This window comes from Sporomusa rhizae, assembly GCF_041428845.1.
Taxonomy (GTDB): domain Bacteria; phylum Bacillota; class Negativicutes; order Sporomusales; family Sporomusaceae; genus Sporomusa; species Sporomusa rhizae.
On the sequence record NZ_CP156925.1, the window covers coordinates 4,117,809 to 4,134,996 of the forward strand.

The following is a 17,188-nucleotide window of genomic DNA, read 5'->3' on the forward strand; positions in this document are numbered from 1 at the left end:
ATTCTTAAACTGTTAACTATCCTCAACAGCTTAAGCCGGCTTTGTAACCTGTTACTAACGCTACCCCATTACCGGATTTCTCCAGGCAATAGTCATAGCCAGCTAAGTTGCGCCCTGCAATATAAACGTTTTCCAATAGCACCTGTCCTTGCGCATTTACCGGTCTCAGGCTGGAGTCAACAGCAACACCGATCTTAGCAAAAGGTTGGGCTGAGCCACTAAACAGCTTAAGCGTTCCCCAATCTTCTCTGTCGGCTGGCGCAGCCACAGGTAAGTTCAAAATGGCTTCATTTACACTATTGATATCTGCTACAATACCACCGCCATAAAATCCGCCTGTAGCCAAGATAACCGACTTAGTTTGGTAAGCACGTTCCCGGTCAATATTGCTGGTGACAACCGAAGTCACACTATTACCATCCTTTACAACCCTGGTGACATGCGCCTGTTCCATGATAGTTACACCCAGTTTTTTGGCCCGCGCCAAGAGCATCGCCCGCAGTCTAAGACCTACAACTGCTGTTGGCATAACAGTAGTTTCAACAAATTTGCATCTGAGTATTTTTTCTAAGGTATCCCTGACGGCATAGCTGGGACGAGAGCCTAATACCGGCGGAATAATCACTGCACTGCCCGGCTTAATGTGATGCTGCAGTTGCTCACGGCAAGCCTGTTGTCCCTGCAGCGTATCAAGCCATCTGGCAATATCGACAGTAGTAACATCCCGCCCGCCGGTAAAACCGGGATCAACGGTGACTTGTTCATAATCTTTTTGATAGCCGGGAATCCGGCTTAACCCTTTGATAATTAATTCCGGGAAATAATCTTTTAGTCTGGTAAAACCAACAACTATGACATGGTCGGCCTGTTTAACCGGAGTTATATCCATAGACTCAGGCACTAAGCAGCTGGGCTTCAATGTCCCCAGCGCTGTCGGCAGCCATTGGATTTGATCAAGGCTACCTGTATAGGAGAACCCTTCCTCTTGGCAAAGTGTCAGAAAGAAGGCTACCGCCTCTTCAATAGCCTGACTGCCTGCCTTGCTGTACGGGTGCTCAGGCGACAGACTGCTTAGACCAGTCCGGGCATTTTTCACTAATGTGCCATCTTCCTGATAGCCGAGTATATCAATAGCCCCACCGCCAATAGCCAGCGCACCGGTGCCTGATGTCATCAGCCGTACGGATTTACCTCTTCCGGCTGCTGTAATAGCCGCTGTTAGACCGGCAAGACCACCGCCGATTACAATTACATCATTCGTTCTCATGTTTAACCGCTCCATCTATATTTAATGAGGCCGCGTAAATACCACGCATTAATTCGGCTTCTCTCAACTGATTTCCCCAAAGTACCGGACGAATACCATTCCACCGTGCTTGGAGGAAGTCTTCCATAAACTTTGGAGCATCTTTGTCGGCAATTAGATCAGTGGTTGCCGCCACGCCTACACTGCGAAAACCACAGAAAGCGCCTTGGCAAGTTCCCATGCCCATACGGGTTTTGCGCCGGATGTCTTCCAGGCTAAAGCTAGTGGGATCAGCAGCCACTACCTCGACTTCTGCCAGGGTTACCATTTCACACTCACACACTAGCTGGCGTTTAGCCGGATTGTCCTCCATGGCTTTCACTACCTCACCAAATTTGGAGCCAAGCCGGGAAGCTGCCCGGTTAGCGCCATAAGCAGGGAAAAGGCGTTTGGCTGCTTCAATTTCCGCTGCCGGAGCACCTTCAATCATTGGCTCGCTTGCTGTCCGGCATTCGGCAGTCACGCCAAGCTTTTGACATACTTTATCAGCCATTTTCTCAGCCATGAGACGATAAGTTGTCAGCTTACCGCCAACAATAGTAGCCATGCCTTGTAAGCCGTCGTTTTCATGGTCAATAATGGTAAAATTCCGGGAAGCCGCCCGGCCTTCGGCATTAGGATTGGCACTGTATAACGGCCGTGTTCCGGCAAATGCCCGCAGGATACGATAATTATAAATATCTTCAAATAAAGGCTGGCCAATTTTTAATAAATTAGTCACTTCTTCCGTCCGGGGAATGGTGTCATCAGGACGAGCCGCCGGGGAAGAAGTAGTACCCAAAATAGTTATTGAACCATGCGGCACAAAGATATCTCCATCAGAAGGCGGCCGCAGTCTGTTTACAATCCTGCTGGTAAAACGGTGATTAAAAGCGATTAAGACACCTCTGTCTGGCTTAACATGAACATCAATCCCCGCCAGTCCGGCTACCTGGCCTACCCAGGAGCCTGCGGCGTTTACAATATAATCGCAGGCAATTGAGCTGATTTGGCCTGTTAGTGTATTTCTGACCTTAACTCCCACTACCTGATTATTTTCATGCTGGATGGCAATTGCTTCGGTATATGTCAACGCTTCGCCGCCGTACTTGCGCGCTGACATCACGTTCTGCCATACCAAACGGAAACCGTCAATCGCAGAATCAGGCACACGGTAAGCAGAAACGGCTTTGCTGGTTAGATGCGGTTCTAAACGTTTGGCTTCCGCCGGAGTAATTTGGGTTGTTGGAATCCCAACCTTGGCACATGCCGCCACCCAATCGGCTTCAAACTGCTCGCTGTCTTCCTGCAGTCTGACAAATAGTCCTTCGGTTTCTTCAACCGAGTGCTTGGCGATTTTACGCAAAATATAATTTTCTTCAATACATTCTTTAGCAGATTCAGCATCCTTGACCGCATACCGGCCACCACTGTGCAAAAGTCCGTGGAACCTGGAACTAGTACCATAAGCTAAATCTTTTTGTTCAACTAAAATTGTTTTAACACCGCGCATGGACAAATCACGGAGTATACCAACCCCGGTTGCCCCGCCGCCAATGACCACAACGGTAGCTTGCATATTTTATAAACTCCTTTGGGAGACTGGGTCAAACCTCTGCCTATCAGGTCAGCCCTCTCCTAGAATTAGGTTAAAAAAAGATAAAGAAGTCCCCTTGTGCCGGCAAGCTGGCGCAAGAAGGACTTCTCTTCATCTCTGAGTCCTATCAATATTTATAGTAGTAAATTTAGAGTAGAAATTAGTCTTCCCAATCCATCGAACGTTTAACTGCTTTTTGCCAGCCCTTATAAAGTTTGGCACTTTGTTCCATTTCCATCTTAGGCTCGAAGCGGCTCTCTAATTTCCAGTTATTAACTAAATCTTCTTTGTTGCTCCAAACACCAACTGCAAGACCAGCAAGATATGCTGCACCGAGAGCGGTTGTCTCAATTACTTGCGGACGATCAACAGGTACTCCAAGGAGATCTGCCTGGAACTGCATCAAGACGTTGTTAGCTACTGCACCGCCATCCACTTTAAGCGCTTGCAGTTTGATTTCTGAGTCGGCTTCCATAGCGCTTAATACGTCTTTGGTCTGATATGCCATGGAGTCTAAGGTTGCGCGAACAATGTGTGCTTTGCTGGTACCACGGGTCAAGCCAAGGATAGCGCCGCGGGCAGTCATGTTCCAATACGGAGCACCCAGACCAACAAAGGCCGGAACTACGTATACGCCTTCAGCATCTTTAACCTTTTTGGCAACATACTCCGAGTCGGCAGCAGCCTCAATCAATCTAAGACCGTCACGCAGCCACTGTACAGCAGAACCGGCGACGAAGATACTGCCTTCTAAAGCATACTCTACTTTACCCTCAATACCCCAGGCAATTGTTGTTAATAGGCCGTTCTTGGAGTCATATAATTTATCACCGGTGTTCATAAGCATGAAGCAGCCGGTACCATAGGTATTCTTCGCCATACCGGGTTTGAAGCAAGTTTGGCCAAACAGTGCGGCTTGCTGGTCACCGGCGGCACCGGCGATAGGCACGGCAGCACCCAGGAATACGGTAGGACACGTATCGCCGTATACTTGGCTGGACGGCCGAACTTCCGGCAGCATGCAGGCGGGAACAGTCAGCGCAGCCAACAGTTCTTCATCCCACTTAAGTTCGCGGATGTTGTACATTAAAGTCCGGGAAGCATTGGAATAGTCAGTTACATGCACTTTTCCGCCTGACAATTTCCAGATCAGCCAGGTGTCGATGGTTCCGAATAACAGGTCGCCTTTTTCCGCTTTTTCGCGGGCGCCGGGAACATTATCAAGAATCCATTTTACTTTGGTTCCCGAGAAATATGCGTCTATTACTAAGCCGGTTTTATTACGGAAGGTTTCTTCCAAGCCTCTAGCTTTCAGATCGTTGCAGATGTCCATTGTTTGGCGGGACTGCCAGACAATGGCGTTATATACTGGCTTGCCGGTTGTTTTATCCCAGACTACAGTTGTTTCCCGCTGGTTGGTAATACCAATACCGGCGATATCAGCAGGGCTAATGCCTGCGGTGGCTATAGCTTCGGCTACAACACCGATTTGCGAACTCCAGATTTCGTCCGCATTGTGCTCAACCCAACCTGGTTTCGGGAAAATTTGAGTAAATTCTTTTTGGGCAACTGCGACAATGTTGGAACAGGAATCAAATACGATAGCCCGCGAACTGGTTGTTCCTTGGTCAAGAGCAAGTATATACTTTTTGGTCATGACAGCAACTCCCTTTTTATTTATTTAAGGCTTAGGCCTCAATGATATCGAAAAACCTGTTTAGAGCTTTCCTACAGCAATCTAAAAATATTAGACCAATTGAAGTGCCCGGCAAATCATGAAGGCCAGAGTCGCACCAAGCATCGGACCAACTACCGGAACCCAAGCATAAGCCCAGTCGGAATCACCTTTACCAGGAATCGGAAGAATAGCATGAGCAATACGAGGTCCAAGGTCACGGGCGGGGTTCAGCGCATAACCAGTAGGGCCACCCAAGCTCAAGCCAACGGCCCAGATTACCATTGCAGTAAGGTAAACTCCTAAACCACTAGGAATACCAGCAACACCTTGTGCAGCTTTGCTGCCGATAGTGTAGAAAGCAATAAGCAAAAAGCAAGTTGCTATTGCTTCACACAATAAAGCCGGACCAAACTTGCGAACGATCGGTGCTGTTGCGAACACAGCTAATTTTGCACCCTTGTCTTCCGTAATTTCCCAATGCGGGAGATAAACCAACCAAGTAATAACACCACCGGCAATGCCGCCAAGTACTTGGACACCCATAGTAGCAAGAGCGTGAGGCACTTCGTATACACCGGCATACATTTTAAACAGAGTAACTGCCGGACTAAGGTCGGTTTGAGGAGCCCCTGTGGCAAGCGCAGCAAATACCCCTAGCATGACTGCAAATGCCCAGCCTGCGGTTATTACTATCCAGCCGCCGCCGTTTCCTCTCGAACGTGCTAAAACCACGTTAGCTACAACACCACAACCGAATGTTAAAAGGACCATCGTGCCAAAAAATTCACCAAACAAATTAGTCATAGATAATACCCCCTTCTTTTTTCTTGTGAAATTGTGCGTTCCTAATATACTCAGCTAACGACGCTAATCACTTTTCTACCTGTTTTCTAAGCCCCCCCTTATTTGGACAAAAAAACAAAAGCCCGAATTAACGCCCCTGAAACTGCTAGCACCGTTCCTGGGCGAAAATTGCGGACTTCCTCTTTATCTCTGTCCCTGTATTCTTCTAGTTCAAATATATTCTCTACTCTTTTTTCAATTCCTGCTATATTTCAAATATTCCGTAAATTATTATTTTCACATACTGTTACCCTTTTCCAAATGGCTCCCAAAGCTCGCGTTTACTGGCACTAACAGCACTCAAGCCACTGCGAACAGCCATTTCGATGTCTTCTTTGCTGTGCATCAAGCCACCCCCGAGAATGGGTAGCCCGGTCATTCCCCCCAGCTCAGCCACTACACTGGCGGGAACTGAGGCCGGCAGTAATTCCAAAGCATCCGGTTTATAACCTTTAAGCAGATTTACGCCAGTCTTTATAGCCTCTGAATCCATCAAGAATAAGCGATGAATAACAAGCATTCCTGCCTCGCGGGCTAATTTTCCCAGCTGGGGTTTAGTCGTGATAACAGCCGCAACCCCCATTCTTGCCAAAAAAACAATACCAGCCTTATCTTTCCCGAACCCGCCCAGCAAGTCCAGATGAACCAGAATGCGTTTCTTGTACTCCCGCGCCTTGACTAATAGTTCGGGCAAAATGTTAATATCGCCGAATAACAGGCTGAGACTAGGATTTGAAGAGTGTTCCAGCGCATACTTAAAATCCTCATAATTGCGCGGCGCAGGTATAACATAGCCATTACATAGCAATTTTACAATATCCTGCTGTGCCAATTAGACATTCACCGCCCTCTATAATATTATTATTCCTGTTTCTTATTCTCCATTTTTTTGCAGATACCTTTTCCAATTTAATATTTTTGTTACAATATTTGGAATATTGTAACGTTTTTTCACAAAGGGCTAGTGACGCTTGCGTTTACTTGATGCGGCAATTCCTATTTCTTCACGATATTTTGCTACGGTTCTTCGTGATACCATAATTCCCTTGCCGTTAAGGATGTCACACAAGGCTTGATCGCTTAAAGGCTGGGTTTGGTTTTCCGCGGCAACAAGCTCTTTTATCTCTTGTTTTACCCGGCTTGCTGACACATCTTGTCCATCTGCGCTTTGAACCCCTGAAGTAAAAAAGGTATGCATACCGAATACGCCGTGGGGAGTAGCGATATATTTATTAGCGGTAGCCCGGCTGACGGTAGATTCATGAACACCAATCTGTTCAGCCACCTTTTTCATAGTAAGAGGTCGCAGAAATTTGGAACCATGATCAAAAAAAGCTTGCTGCAAACTGATAATGGCCTCGGTCACATTGTATAATGTTCGCCGGCGCTGCTCGATACTTTTTATCAGCCAGACAGCGGCATTAATCCTGCTTTCTACGTATTTGCGGGCGTCACTGTCCGCATCCCGGACAATCTGGCGGTAATAAGGATTAATGGCCAGTTGCGGCACATAATTATCATTAATATTGATAGCATATCCATTATTAATGCGTTCCACAGTAACATCAGGCACAATATAACCAGGCTGTCCGCCGCCAAAGGTGCGACCTGGTTTAGGATTAAGGGTACGAATTATATCAACAGCCTGCTGGACTTCATGCACCGTGCAGTGCTGCTTATCAGCAATTTGTTTAAAACGGCCGGAAGCCACCTGATCAAGATGTTCATTGATAATAGCAACAGCCAAATCGAATTCTTCGCTTTTGTAATCTAAGATTTTTTGTTCCAGTTGAATAAGCAGGCATTCTTGCAAGCTGCGCGCTCCGACACCGACGGGATCAAAAGTTTGGATGATTTGCAGGACATCGCCAACTACGATTTCATCTACACCAAGCTGAGCAGCCACTTCGGATAATGTACCGCATAAATAGCCGTTGTCATCAATACAGCCGATAAGATATTTACCGACCGCCAAATAGCCAGCTTTAAACACAGCAAAATGCAGTTGCATTTCCAGATAATCCTGCAAAGACAACGCCTCAACATCTGCAATTTCCCGGCGTTGATTTGTTTCCGAAATTCCCGTTCCACTGCCCGGAGCACTCTGCGCCCCATTCAGTAAGTATTCAATCCAGCCATCGGCTTCCGGCTGGTTATCATCACGGGTTAACGGCTCGGATTCGATAGTAGGCTCGTCTTTATTGCCGTCATTATCTGTTTCCAGCACAGGGTTTTCCAGTAATTCTTTTTCCACCAGCTCAGCCAGCTCTGTAGCCGGAAGCTGGAGAATTGCAATTGCCTGACGCAACTGGGGAGTCATTATTAACTTTTGCGTTGTTTCCAGTTTTAAGCCGTAATCCAATTGCACAGTATAACCTCCCCTAAGTAATGACAAGGTGCCTGTCCTTGTTAATAATACTATATACTATGGACAACTTCCAAGAAATATGTCAACAAATTCGCGGTAGTTGTTCCCCTGAAAGCATGTCCAGTAGGCGCAAGCCGCCTATTTTTGTTTTGAGTACAACCTGTCCGGACATTTTTTCAGTTACTGTTCCGACAACACAGGCGGCACCAGCCGTTTCGGTTTGGTGCATAATCGTCAAAACTTTTTCACTAAGCTCTTTTTCGACAAAAACAATCACTTTTCCTTCATTGGCCAGATACAAAGAATCAAATCCTAAAAGTGCACAGACTGCCTGCACTTCAGGGCGTACCGGAATTAGGTTTTCGTCAAGCATAACACCTACTCCGGCGTCGACGGCGATTTCATTTAGGGTTGTCGCCAAACCGCCGCGCGTAGGATCACGCAGCATAGCGATTTCCGGTACTTCTGTCAGCAGTTTTTGAATAAGCTTGTTTAGTGGTGCGCAATCGCTGACAATCTGCGCCGGCAGCGTTAAGCCATGCCGTTCACTCATTACCGCAATGGCGTGATCGCCAAGAAAGCCACTGACAATGATGTCCTGGCCGGGCTTGACCCGGTTGGCGGCTATCTGGACACCAGGCAGCATGGCACCCACGCCGGCAGTATTAATGTAGATACCATCAACTGCACCTTTTTCCACTACCTTGGTGTCGCCTGTAACAATCTCAACACCGGCAGCCGCAGCCATTTCTGCCATCGAAGCCACAATTTGCCGGAATTCGGCCATAGACAGTCCTTCTTCTAAAATAAACCCGGCACTTAAATACAGTGGCTGCGCGCCGCACACAGCCAAATCATTGACTGTTCCGCAGACTGCCAGCTTACCGATATTGCCGCCAGGAAAAAACCGTGGCTTCACAACATAACTATCTGTCGTAAATGCCAGTTTAGTGCCATTAATTGTCAACCGGGCACCGTCATGCATTTCGGCAAGCGCCTGGTTTTGGAAAGCCGGCAGCATAATATTTTTAATCAAGTCCTGGCTGAGCCGGCCGCCGCTGCCGTGCCCAAGCAAAATCTGTTCTGGCATTTTATGCATAATTCCACCGTCCCTGTCCGTATTTGTACCAAGCGGCACACGCACCTTCGACCGATACCATGCAAGCACCAACAGGCTGCTCGGGCGTGCAGTTCCTGCCAAAATGCGGACAAGCTTCCGGAATGATATTGCCGCGCAGCACTTCGCCGCAGCGGCAGCCTACCGGTTCGTTTGTTACGATTTCAGGCAACGGCAGCGCTGTTTGGGCGTCATACTCCCCATACTCAGGCTTAAGCTTAAGCCCGGAGCCTTCGATAACACCAAAGCCACGCCAGGCAGCAGACGCCGGACTATATACTTCCTGTAAAATCCGCAAGGCTGCCGGATTACCTTCCGGCTTGGCTACCCGGCGGTATTGATTAAGGAGTTCAGCCTTACCGGCTGCAATTTGTTCCATCAGCAAAGAGACCCCCTGCAAAATATCCAGCGCTTCAAACCCGGTAACCACTGCCGGTACTTGATATTCTTCAGCAACAAAGCGATAAGGCTCAAAACCGCTTATTGTGACAGTATGCCCCGGCAGCAGAAAACCATCTACTTTGGTCTCAGACGCTGACAATAATGTTCGCAGTGCCGGCGGTACCAGCTTATGCGCTGACAGAACGAAAAAATTTTTAAGTCTCTGTTGTTTGGCCTCGAGCACAGTGGCCGCCGCGGTAGGTGCGGTTGTCTCAAAACCTACCGCAAGAAAAATTACGTGTTTATCAGGATTCTCTCTGGCAATCGTCAAACTGTCGAGCGGCGAATACACAATACGAATATCCGCCCCCCGGCTTTTTTCGGCCTGAAGGGAAGACGCCGAGCCAGGTACTTTAAGCATATCGCCGAAGGTGACAATTACGGTATCGGGGCAGCGGCTATAGGCGATAGCGGTGTCCAAATATTCATTGGGTGTAACGCACACCGGACAGCCGGGGCCGCTGACTAATTCAACCGTAGGCGGCAGCAATTGCCGGATACCGTTGCGAAAGATGGCTACCGTATGCGAACCGCACACTTCCATGATACGCACAGGACGGGTTGCCAGCCTGGTAATAGTAGCGGTAAAAAAGGCGGCAGCACCCGCTGTCTGTTCAGCTGTTAGACGCATATTGCTCCAACTCCTTAAACAGTTCGAGAGTACGCAGTGCCTCTTCTTCATCAATGCTTTGAATGGCAAACCCGGCATGGATAAGCACATAATCACCGACAACTGCTTCCGGCAGCAGCATAAGACTGACTTGGCGGGTAACACCGCTTATATCAACCGTTGCCATGAAACCATTGCATTCGATAATTTTGGCGGGAACGGCCAAACACATAATTATCTACTCCTTTCGCCGGCAATCACCGCCTGCCCCAGAGACAGACCGCCATCGTTGGCTGGCGTTTGCCGATGAAGATATACTATTAAATCATGTTGCATTAACATTCCGACAACTTGTGTTAAAAAGGTGATATTCTGAAAGACACCGCCACTTAAAGCCACCTTTTTAATACCGGTAGCCTGGCTGATTTTTCGCGCTACTTCACAGGCAGCAGCAGCCAAGGTTATATGGAAATCGGCAGCAAGCTGCGATATGGCTGTTTCCTGTTGCAACGCATGGCATAGCCCGGCAAACAACGGCTTATAGTCAAGTATCAATTGCCCATTCTTCGACACAATATCGTAGGGCAGCACCCTGCCGTTAGCGCCTTGCGCGGCTTGCTCCAATTCAATGGCAGCTTGCCCCTCATAGGTAATAACCTGTCTAACACCCAGCAGGGCGGCGGCGGCATCAAAAATCCGGCCTGCGCCGTCAGCCAGCGGCGCATTTACTCCTTTTTCGGCGGCTGTGAGCAACAGTTCCCAACCAGCGGGCAATTGTCGTATAAACGGCAAGTTTAGGTTGATAAAGTCTTGACCGTAAATTTCCTTAAGCAGCCACAAAGCCAGCCGCCACGGCTCTCTGATGGCGTTTTCCCCGCCCGGCAGCCGTAAATAGCCCAAATGACCGCTACGCCGGTATCCTTTTAAATCAGCAACCAAAAACTCGCCGCCCCACAGTGTTCCATCCTCCCCATAGCCTGTACCATCAAAAGCAAGACCGATAACAGGCTCGGTTAGGTGGTGTTCAGCCATCACGGCGGCAATGTGTGCATGATGGTGCTGAACCGGTATTATTGGCAAGCCAAGGGTTAATGCGTACTTTGTCGATAAATACTCAGGGTGCAAGTCGCAGGCAACAACTTCCGGCGATAATGCCAGCAGCTTTTTAAAATGGTTAATTGCTTCTATATAAGAATGATAGGTAGATAAATTCGCCAAATCGCCGATATGACAACTAATAAAAGCCTGCCTGCCGCGCGTCAGGCAGAAGGTGTTCTTCAATTCACCGCCTACAGCCAATACCGGTGGCAATGGTTGCGCCAGTCTGACAGGAGCAGGAACATACCCGCGGCTGCGGCGGATAAAGTATGGTTCTTCCTTCACAACTCTGACCACCGAGTCCTCTGTCCGGCAATGAATATCCCGGTTATGCAGTAAGAAATAATCGGCAATAATACTAAGGCGTTCAAAGGCATCCTTGTCCTGATAGGCAATAGGTTCATCACTGACATTGCCGCTGGTCATAACTACCATGTCCTCTTCGTCTAATAGCAGATAATGAGCCGGCGTATACGGCAGCATTACACCAACATAGGGGTTGCCGGGCGCAAGGCTGTCTGCCAAGTGATAGTCAGCGCCTTTTTTAACGAGTACAATGGGTCTGGCCTGGCTTGTCAGCAACGCTTCCTCTTTTGTATCAACATTACACTGGAGCTTAACCGCTGCCAGACTGCCGGCCATCACAGCAAACGGCTTAGCTTCACGCAATTTCCGCGTTCTAAGCCGCTTTACAGCTGCTTCCTCTTTGGCATTAACGGCCAGATGATAACCACCAAGTCCTTTGATAGCCAGGATTGCGCCCTCAGCCAGCAGACTCTTGGCAACAGCAAATACGTCCTGATCGCGGACTGCTACCTGCCGGCCATTGGTATCCACCAGCCGGTAACCCGGACCACACGCCGGACAGGCGTTAGGCTGGGCATGAAAGCGGCGGTTAGCCGGGTTATCATATTCCGCCTGACAATCCGGACACATAGTAAACTGCTGCATCGTGGTAGCCCGCCGGTCATACGGGATGTCCTGAATAATGCTAAACCGCGGACCGCAATTGGTACAGTTGATAAACGGATAATGATACCGCCGGTCAGCAGGATTCAGGAGTTCTTCCCGGCAAGCCGGGCAAGTGGCAACATCAGGTGACACTAAGGCTGTTTTCACTTCACTATTGCCACTTGGCTTGATGGCGAAATCGGTATATCCGCCTGGTTTGCAGTGATTAACCGCTATCGTATCAACAACCGCTAACGGCGGGGCCTGACTTTTCAGAGCAGCGATAAAGGCATCCAGGGAAGCCGGAAGGCCTTCGGCCCGGATATCGACACCGCGGGCCGTATTGGAAACCCATCCCTTTATCCCCCAGTACCGAGCCAAATTATAAACAAAGGGGCGGAAACCCACCCCTTGAATCATTCCGGTTATATGAAGATTAACTGCTTTACAAGTCATAGCGGACACCTCAGGAAAAAGTAAGCTTTACCCACCTACGGGTTACTCTTGACCGGCCATCGCTAATTTAGCCTGAATCATAATTGCACATTCCAGCCGCTTTTTCTGCAGCTCGCAGCCTAACTCATATGGTTTGTGCAAATCATGATGGAACAAGTCGGCGTTGGCATGACAGCCGCCGCTGCAATAAAATCTTGCCCAACACTCACGGCAGGCAGGTTTATTGAGAACATGGGCCTGGCGGAATTTCCCCGGCATTTCCTTATTAGTAACACCGTCGTATACGTTACCCAGCTTGTATTCGTCGCGTCCGACAAATTGGTGACAGGGATACAGATCGCCTTCCGGAGTTACAGCAAAGTATTCATGTCCGGCACCGCAGCCACTTAAGCGTTTAGCCACACAAGGGCCGTTGCTTAAATCAAGGTTAAAATGGAAGAAATCAAAGCCGTTACCCGCCTGTTTCCGGGCCAGATATTCTTCGGCCAACAGTTCGTACTGGCGGAATAATTCGGGCAAATGCTCCTCAGTTAACGCATAATCGGCATCCTTAGCAACAACCGGTTCAACTGATAAAAGGTTAAAGCCGGCATCTGCCATGCTTAAAACATCGGCACAGAAGTCCAGGTTGTAGGCAGTAAAAGTACCACGCAGATAGTAGTTCTGATTGCCACGGGCTTGAACAACCTTTTTGCACATCTTGGCCGCTTCGTCATAACTGCCGCTGCCATCTATACCAGGCCGCATGCGGTCATGAACCGCAGGCCGGCCGTCCAGGCTGAGTACCAGACTAATGTTGTTGTCATTTAAATAATTAATGATTTCATCGCTCAACAATACGGCATTGGTAGTCAAGGTCAATTTAAATACCTTGCCTGTCTCCGCCTCGCGTTTTCTGATGTAACTAACGACATGGCGGACGGTACCCATATTTAAGAGCGGCTCGCCGCCGAAAAAATCCATTTCACAGTTACGTCTGGGGCCGCTATTTTCAATGATAAAATCCACAGCCCGCTCGCCAATCTCCTTCGGCATAAGACCGCGGTTATGACCAAAGTCGCCTGTTCCGGCAAAGCAGTAACCGCAGCGCAGGTTGCAATCATGCGCCACATGCAGGCACAAGGACTTAACAAGCGGCTTTTCGCTAAAGGTAATCGGAACAGTAAGTTCGGGTGACAGCAACTGGCCGGCGCGCACAAGCTCTTTAAGCTCTCCCAGCGCCTCGCGAATATCATCTTGCGCGTAGGTATCCTCTAGCGCTGCAATGACTTCTTCCTCGTTAGCGCCGTTAAAATTATCCATTATATCATATACCATTTTGTCGACAATATGTACGGCGCCGCTATTAATATCAAGAACGATATATAAACCGTTTAATGTAAATTTATGAACTTGCATCTATCTGTTTATTTCCTTTCTATTTGCGCTGGCATGCTTAGAGCAAAGTAAAAAATTAAGCCCCTTGGCAGGCAAGGGGCTGGCTGCTACTGTTACTTCTGGCAGACCTGATTGCCAACAGTGCAGGAAGTCTTGCAGGCCGACTGGCAGGAAGCCTGGCATTCCCCGCAGCCGCCGGTATGTACAGTTTGAGCGAGTGATGCTTTATTAATTGTAACAACATGCTTTTTCATATTCGAAATCCCTCCTTGCCTACGCTTAAATAAAATAGGTATTACTATACTATTTTAGCCGTTTTACGGACAGGAATCAATAGGAAAACGAGATTGCCGCGCCAGGGGTTCGCATTTAACGGTGGCGACGTCTACAAACATGGCAGGCAATCTCGCATCTTTGATTATTCGTTTACTTGGCTGTAGGCGCCAAAAGAATCTTTACTGGCAAGTTAGACGCGCCTGGTGGTGAAAAAGTCAGCCATAAAGACTGTCCACCGTCATAATCGCCGAGATGGCTTACATCTTTGACAGTTTTGTTGCCAAAAAATAATTTGTCTGCCGGCGTTCCGAGTGTCAGTTGTTCCTGGTGGCGGTAGTTAACAAACATTCCACCGGCATATTCCCCGCCCCGGGGATTTAAGTAAACAGCATACTTTTGTTCAAACGCGGTAGGAAGGAACAGCTTGTACATAACGCCGTAATTTCCATAGTTCAGCGTGTTTGAACCGTCTGTAGCATCAATGCCGCTAACATAGCGGTCAAGTTTATGGTCAGCAAGAGTAATACCTACGACCCCTTGTTTCGCCGCGTTGTACGCCTGGTTAGGTACAATCACCCGGTCACTGCCGGAAAAAGTTCCCCTTAGCCGTTGGCTGTCAGTGGGTAATATTTGGGCTTTAGCAACAAATTCTGCCGGTTTGGCGTCAACTGGCAGCATCATAACTACTACTTTTATGGGAGTCTTGGACTCAAAATCGTAAATACCGTTAACCAACTCGTCAGGTAAAACCACAGTATCTTTAAGTATAGGCTCCAAGAGAGCAGAACCATTGGCCGGTACCTCAATAAGCTGTACTTCCTTTTGCTCTAAATACTTCATTTGAGCATCTTTGCCTATTGCCAGATAATCAAGCCCCGGTCCACCCAGACCATACTTATGAACAAAAACATCAGCCGCTTCCGTGGTGTTGTTCATGAGCAGTACTACGATTTTCTTGGGTTCTTTAGTAGCGTTAACATGGTGAAAAAACAGGCGAATATCACCGCTAACAGTATCCTGATACATAATCCCGTCTGCAGGTACCATTTCCGGACTATCAGAAAGCAGTAGCTTACCGCTTTGTTCAGTAACAGTAACAGGCAGTTCGGTGATATTAAACATATCAGTATTCGCCGGAAGCCCGGATTTGGCCAGCGCAAGCTGGGAGCCAATCATGCTGACTGCAATTGTGACAACAACTGCCGCACTTGCAAGTCTCAGCCATTTTAACAAAAAGCATTCCTCCTAACAACTTGCCACCTACTAGGCATTATAACAAACAATGGACCAGCCTTCAACCACTAGGCAGACTTTACTAAATCCGCTCCGTTAAGAATAACAGGCTTGCTATAGCAGTATAGCAAGCCTGTATTGCTAATTAAAGGGATAGTTTCGCGTATATCTGAGCCCGAAGCAGGCGCAGTCGAAATTCCCATAAACCATACTTCGGCTTGGGAACATTGACCCGTTTAAGCTTATAAGCATTACCCGTTGGTGTACCTAAACCGGGATCCCCGGTACACGCCCCGGTATAACCGGCTTGTTCGAGGGCAGCAATAGCTTGTGTGTTAAACTGGCCATACGGATAGGCCAAAAATTTAACCGGTGTGCCTAGATTATTTTCTATTATTTGTTTAGAACGCTGCAGTTCGTCCTGAAGTTGAGGCTGTCCAATTTCGGTTAAAGCAACATGACTATGGGTATGGGAGCCGATCTCTGTTCCTCTGGTCTGCATTTCCTTAATTTGCTGCCAAGTCAAATAGTCGGGTTGGCCGACTTGCCCGGTGATTACAAACACGGTACCCTTCATGCCATGTTTCTCCAATATCGGCAGTGCCGCCAGATAGTTGTCGGCATAACCGTCGTCAAAGGTAATAATAACTGGGTTGTCCGGTAACTGCTTGCCATCCTTTTTAGCGGCAAACAATTCGCCAAGGGAAATGGCAGTATAGCCGTGAGTTTGTAAAAACTGCATTTGCTGGTCAAACTCGTCGGCAGTTACACTGTAGATTTCCGGCAGGTCGCCGACTTGATGGTAGGCCAAAATGGGGACTCCGGCGCCGGGCGCTAATAACCAGAGGAAAAATAGTAAACCGATGGCAACAGTAGTCAGTAAAAATTTACGCATTATTATCCTTCTCGGTTTCCGCAGAACCACCTAACGACTGCGCGATCTCCCCCAATTTACGCAGCCGGTGATTAATACCTGATTTTCCCACTCTGCCCTCCAAAATTTCGACCAGTTCGGAAAGCGTGGCTTCCGGATAGGCCAGTCGTGCATCTGCCACTTCTCTAAGCGGCGGGGGTAGCTTATCAAGCCCCATATATTGGGCAATCGTCCTAATACTCTCAACTTGTCTAACCGCCGCATTAACAGTCTTTTGGAGATTAGCCGTCTCACAGTTAACCAAGCGGTTGACCTGATTGCGCATATCTTTGACCACACGGACATTTTCAAAGGTTAATAAGGCGTTATGTGCGCCAATAATCTGCAGGAAAGAGGTAATGGCGTTACCATCCTTTAAATACACAATATAATCATCTTTCCGGTCAGTCATGCGCCCAGGCAAACTTAGCGATTTCATAACCCGGACAAGCGATTTGGCCAACTCCTCATTGCCTGTCACCATTTCTAAATGATAAGAACCCTCAGGCCGGTTAACCGAACCGGCTCCCAAAAAAGCGCCTCTCAGGTAAGCACGCCGGCAGCAGGTTTTCCGCGTAATAGCGCTGTCTGACTGAACATTAAGACCGTCTCCACGCATAATCCCTAACGACGCCAGCAATTCGTTCACCCCGGGCGATGGTACTACCCGCACATGGTAAGTATTATTCTTTTTTAAGCGCCTGCCCCGGGTAACGACTACTTCGGTCTTAACATTAGAATAACGTTTTATCAAACCAATTACCTTACGGGTAACAGCGGCGTTTTCACTGCTGAAATTGATGCCCAAATTAGCGTTGCCGCCGATGGACATGGCACCACCCATCCGGATAAGCGCTGCCAATTCAGCGCCATAACAACAGTCGTTCTCGCCCGTTATGCGGGCAAGTTCATTTTTTACTTCAGTTGAAAATGACAAGGGCGTCA

15 protein-coding genes are annotated in these 17,188 nt (G+C 48.2%); all 15 read right to left on the minus strand.

From position 1 onward, the window contains the following. Nucleotides 1-22 precede the first annotated feature (22 nt). The 15 genes from glpB to whiA all read right to left on the minus strand — a co-directional run bounded on the left by glpB (nt 23) and on the right by whiA (nt 17,180). Entirely contained in the window at nt 23-1,267 is a 1,245-nt protein-coding gene (gene glpB, locus SRRS_RS19470) for an anaerobic glycerol-3-phosphate dehydrogenase subunit GlpB (RefSeq protein ID WP_371362865.1), read from the minus strand. Further along, on the minus strand, nt 1,254-2,864 hold the full coding sequence (glpA, locus tag SRRS_RS19475; RefSeq protein WP_371362867.1) for an anaerobic glycerol-3-phosphate dehydrogenase subunit GlpA: 1,611 nt from the start codon (nt 2,862-2,864) through the stop codon (nt 1,254-1,256). Before glpA ends, glpB begins: the two co-directional genes overlap by 14 nt. Before the next feature lie 178 nt (nt 2,865-3,042). Continuing rightward, a complete protein-coding gene (gene glpK / locus SRRS_RS19480; protein WP_371362868.1) occupies nt 3,043-4,539 on the minus strand; it encodes a glycerol kinase GlpK in 1,497 nt (498 codons plus the stop codon). Between the two features lie 90 nt (nt 4,540-4,629). Beyond that, nucleotides 4,630-5,364 carry an MIP/aquaporin family protein gene (locus SRRS_RS19485; RefSeq protein ID WP_371362870.1) on the minus strand — a complete coding sequence of 245 codons (735 nt, stop codon included), beginning with the start codon at nt 5,362-5,364 and terminating at the stop codon, nt 4,630-4,632. 286 nt (nt 5,365-5,650) lie between these two features. After that, on the minus strand, nt 5,651-6,235 hold the full coding sequence (locus SRRS_RS19490; protein WP_371362871.1) for a glycerol-3-phosphate responsive antiterminator: 585 nt from the start codon (nt 6,233-6,235) through the stop codon (nt 5,651-5,653). Nucleotides 6,236-6,364: 129 nt separating this feature from the next. Further along, nucleotides 6,365-7,771: an RNA polymerase factor sigma-54 gene (gene rpoN / locus SRRS_RS19495; RefSeq protein WP_371362872.1), complete on the minus strand. Its 1,407-nt coding sequence runs from the start codon at nt 7,769-7,771 to the stop codon at nt 6,365-6,367. 82 nt (nt 7,772-7,853) lie between these two features. After that, on the minus strand, nt 7,854-8,861 hold the full coding sequence (gene hypE / locus SRRS_RS19500) for a hydrogenase expression/formation protein HypE (protein WP_371369882.1): 1,008 nt from the start codon (nt 8,859-8,861) through the stop codon (nt 7,854-7,856). A 1-nt stretch (nt 8,862) separates the two neighbouring features. After that, the gene (hypD, locus tag SRRS_RS19505) at nt 8,863-9,960 is read right to left on the minus strand and encodes a hydrogenase formation protein HypD (RefSeq protein WP_371362874.1); all 1,098 of its coding nucleotides are present in this window, start codon (nt 9,958-9,960) and stop codon (nt 8,863-8,865) included. Further along, a complete protein-coding gene (locus SRRS_RS19510) occupies nt 9,944-10,171 on the minus strand; it encodes a HypC/HybG/HupF family hydrogenase formation chaperone (RefSeq protein ID WP_371362876.1) in 228 nt (75 codons plus the stop codon). The genes hypD and SRRS_RS19510 overlap by 17 nt, the downstream gene beginning before the upstream one ends. Nucleotides 10,172-10,173: 2 nt before the next feature. Beyond that, nucleotides 10,174-12,444 carry a carbamoyltransferase HypF gene (hypF, locus tag SRRS_RS19515; protein WP_371362878.1) on the minus strand — a complete coding sequence of 757 codons (2,271 nt, stop codon included), beginning with the start codon at nt 12,442-12,444 and terminating at the stop codon, nt 10,174-10,176. A gap of 42 nt (nt 12,445-12,486) precedes the next feature. Then, nucleotides 12,487-13,842 (minus strand): thioether cross-link-forming SCIFF peptide maturase, encoded by a 1,356-nt coding sequence (scfB, locus tag SRRS_RS19520; protein WP_371362879.1) that lies wholly within the window; start codon nt 13,840-13,842, stop codon nt 12,487-12,489. Between the two features lie 92 nt (nt 13,843-13,934). Next, a complete protein-coding gene (gene scfA, locus SRRS_RS19525; protein ID WP_075757400.1) occupies nt 13,935-14,075 on the minus strand; it encodes a six-cysteine ranthipeptide SCIFF in 141 nt (46 codons plus the stop codon). Between the two features lie 172 nt (nt 14,076-14,247). Then, on the minus strand, nt 14,248-15,330 hold the full coding sequence (locus SRRS_RS19530) for a copper amine oxidase (protein ID WP_371362881.1): 1,083 nt from the start codon (nt 15,328-15,330) through the stop codon (nt 14,248-14,250). A gap of 145 nt (nt 15,331-15,475) precedes the next feature. Continuing rightward, a complete protein-coding gene (locus SRRS_RS19535) occupies nt 15,476-16,225 on the minus strand; it encodes a polysaccharide deacetylase family protein (protein ID WP_371362883.1) in 750 nt (249 codons plus the stop codon). Then, on the minus strand, nt 16,218-17,180 hold the full coding sequence (gene whiA / locus SRRS_RS19540) for a DNA-binding protein WhiA (protein ID WP_371362884.1): 963 nt from the start codon (nt 17,178-17,180) through the stop codon (nt 16,218-16,220). Before whiA ends, SRRS_RS19535 begins: the two co-directional genes overlap by 8 nt. Between the last annotated feature and the right edge of the window lie 8 nt (nt 17,181-17,188).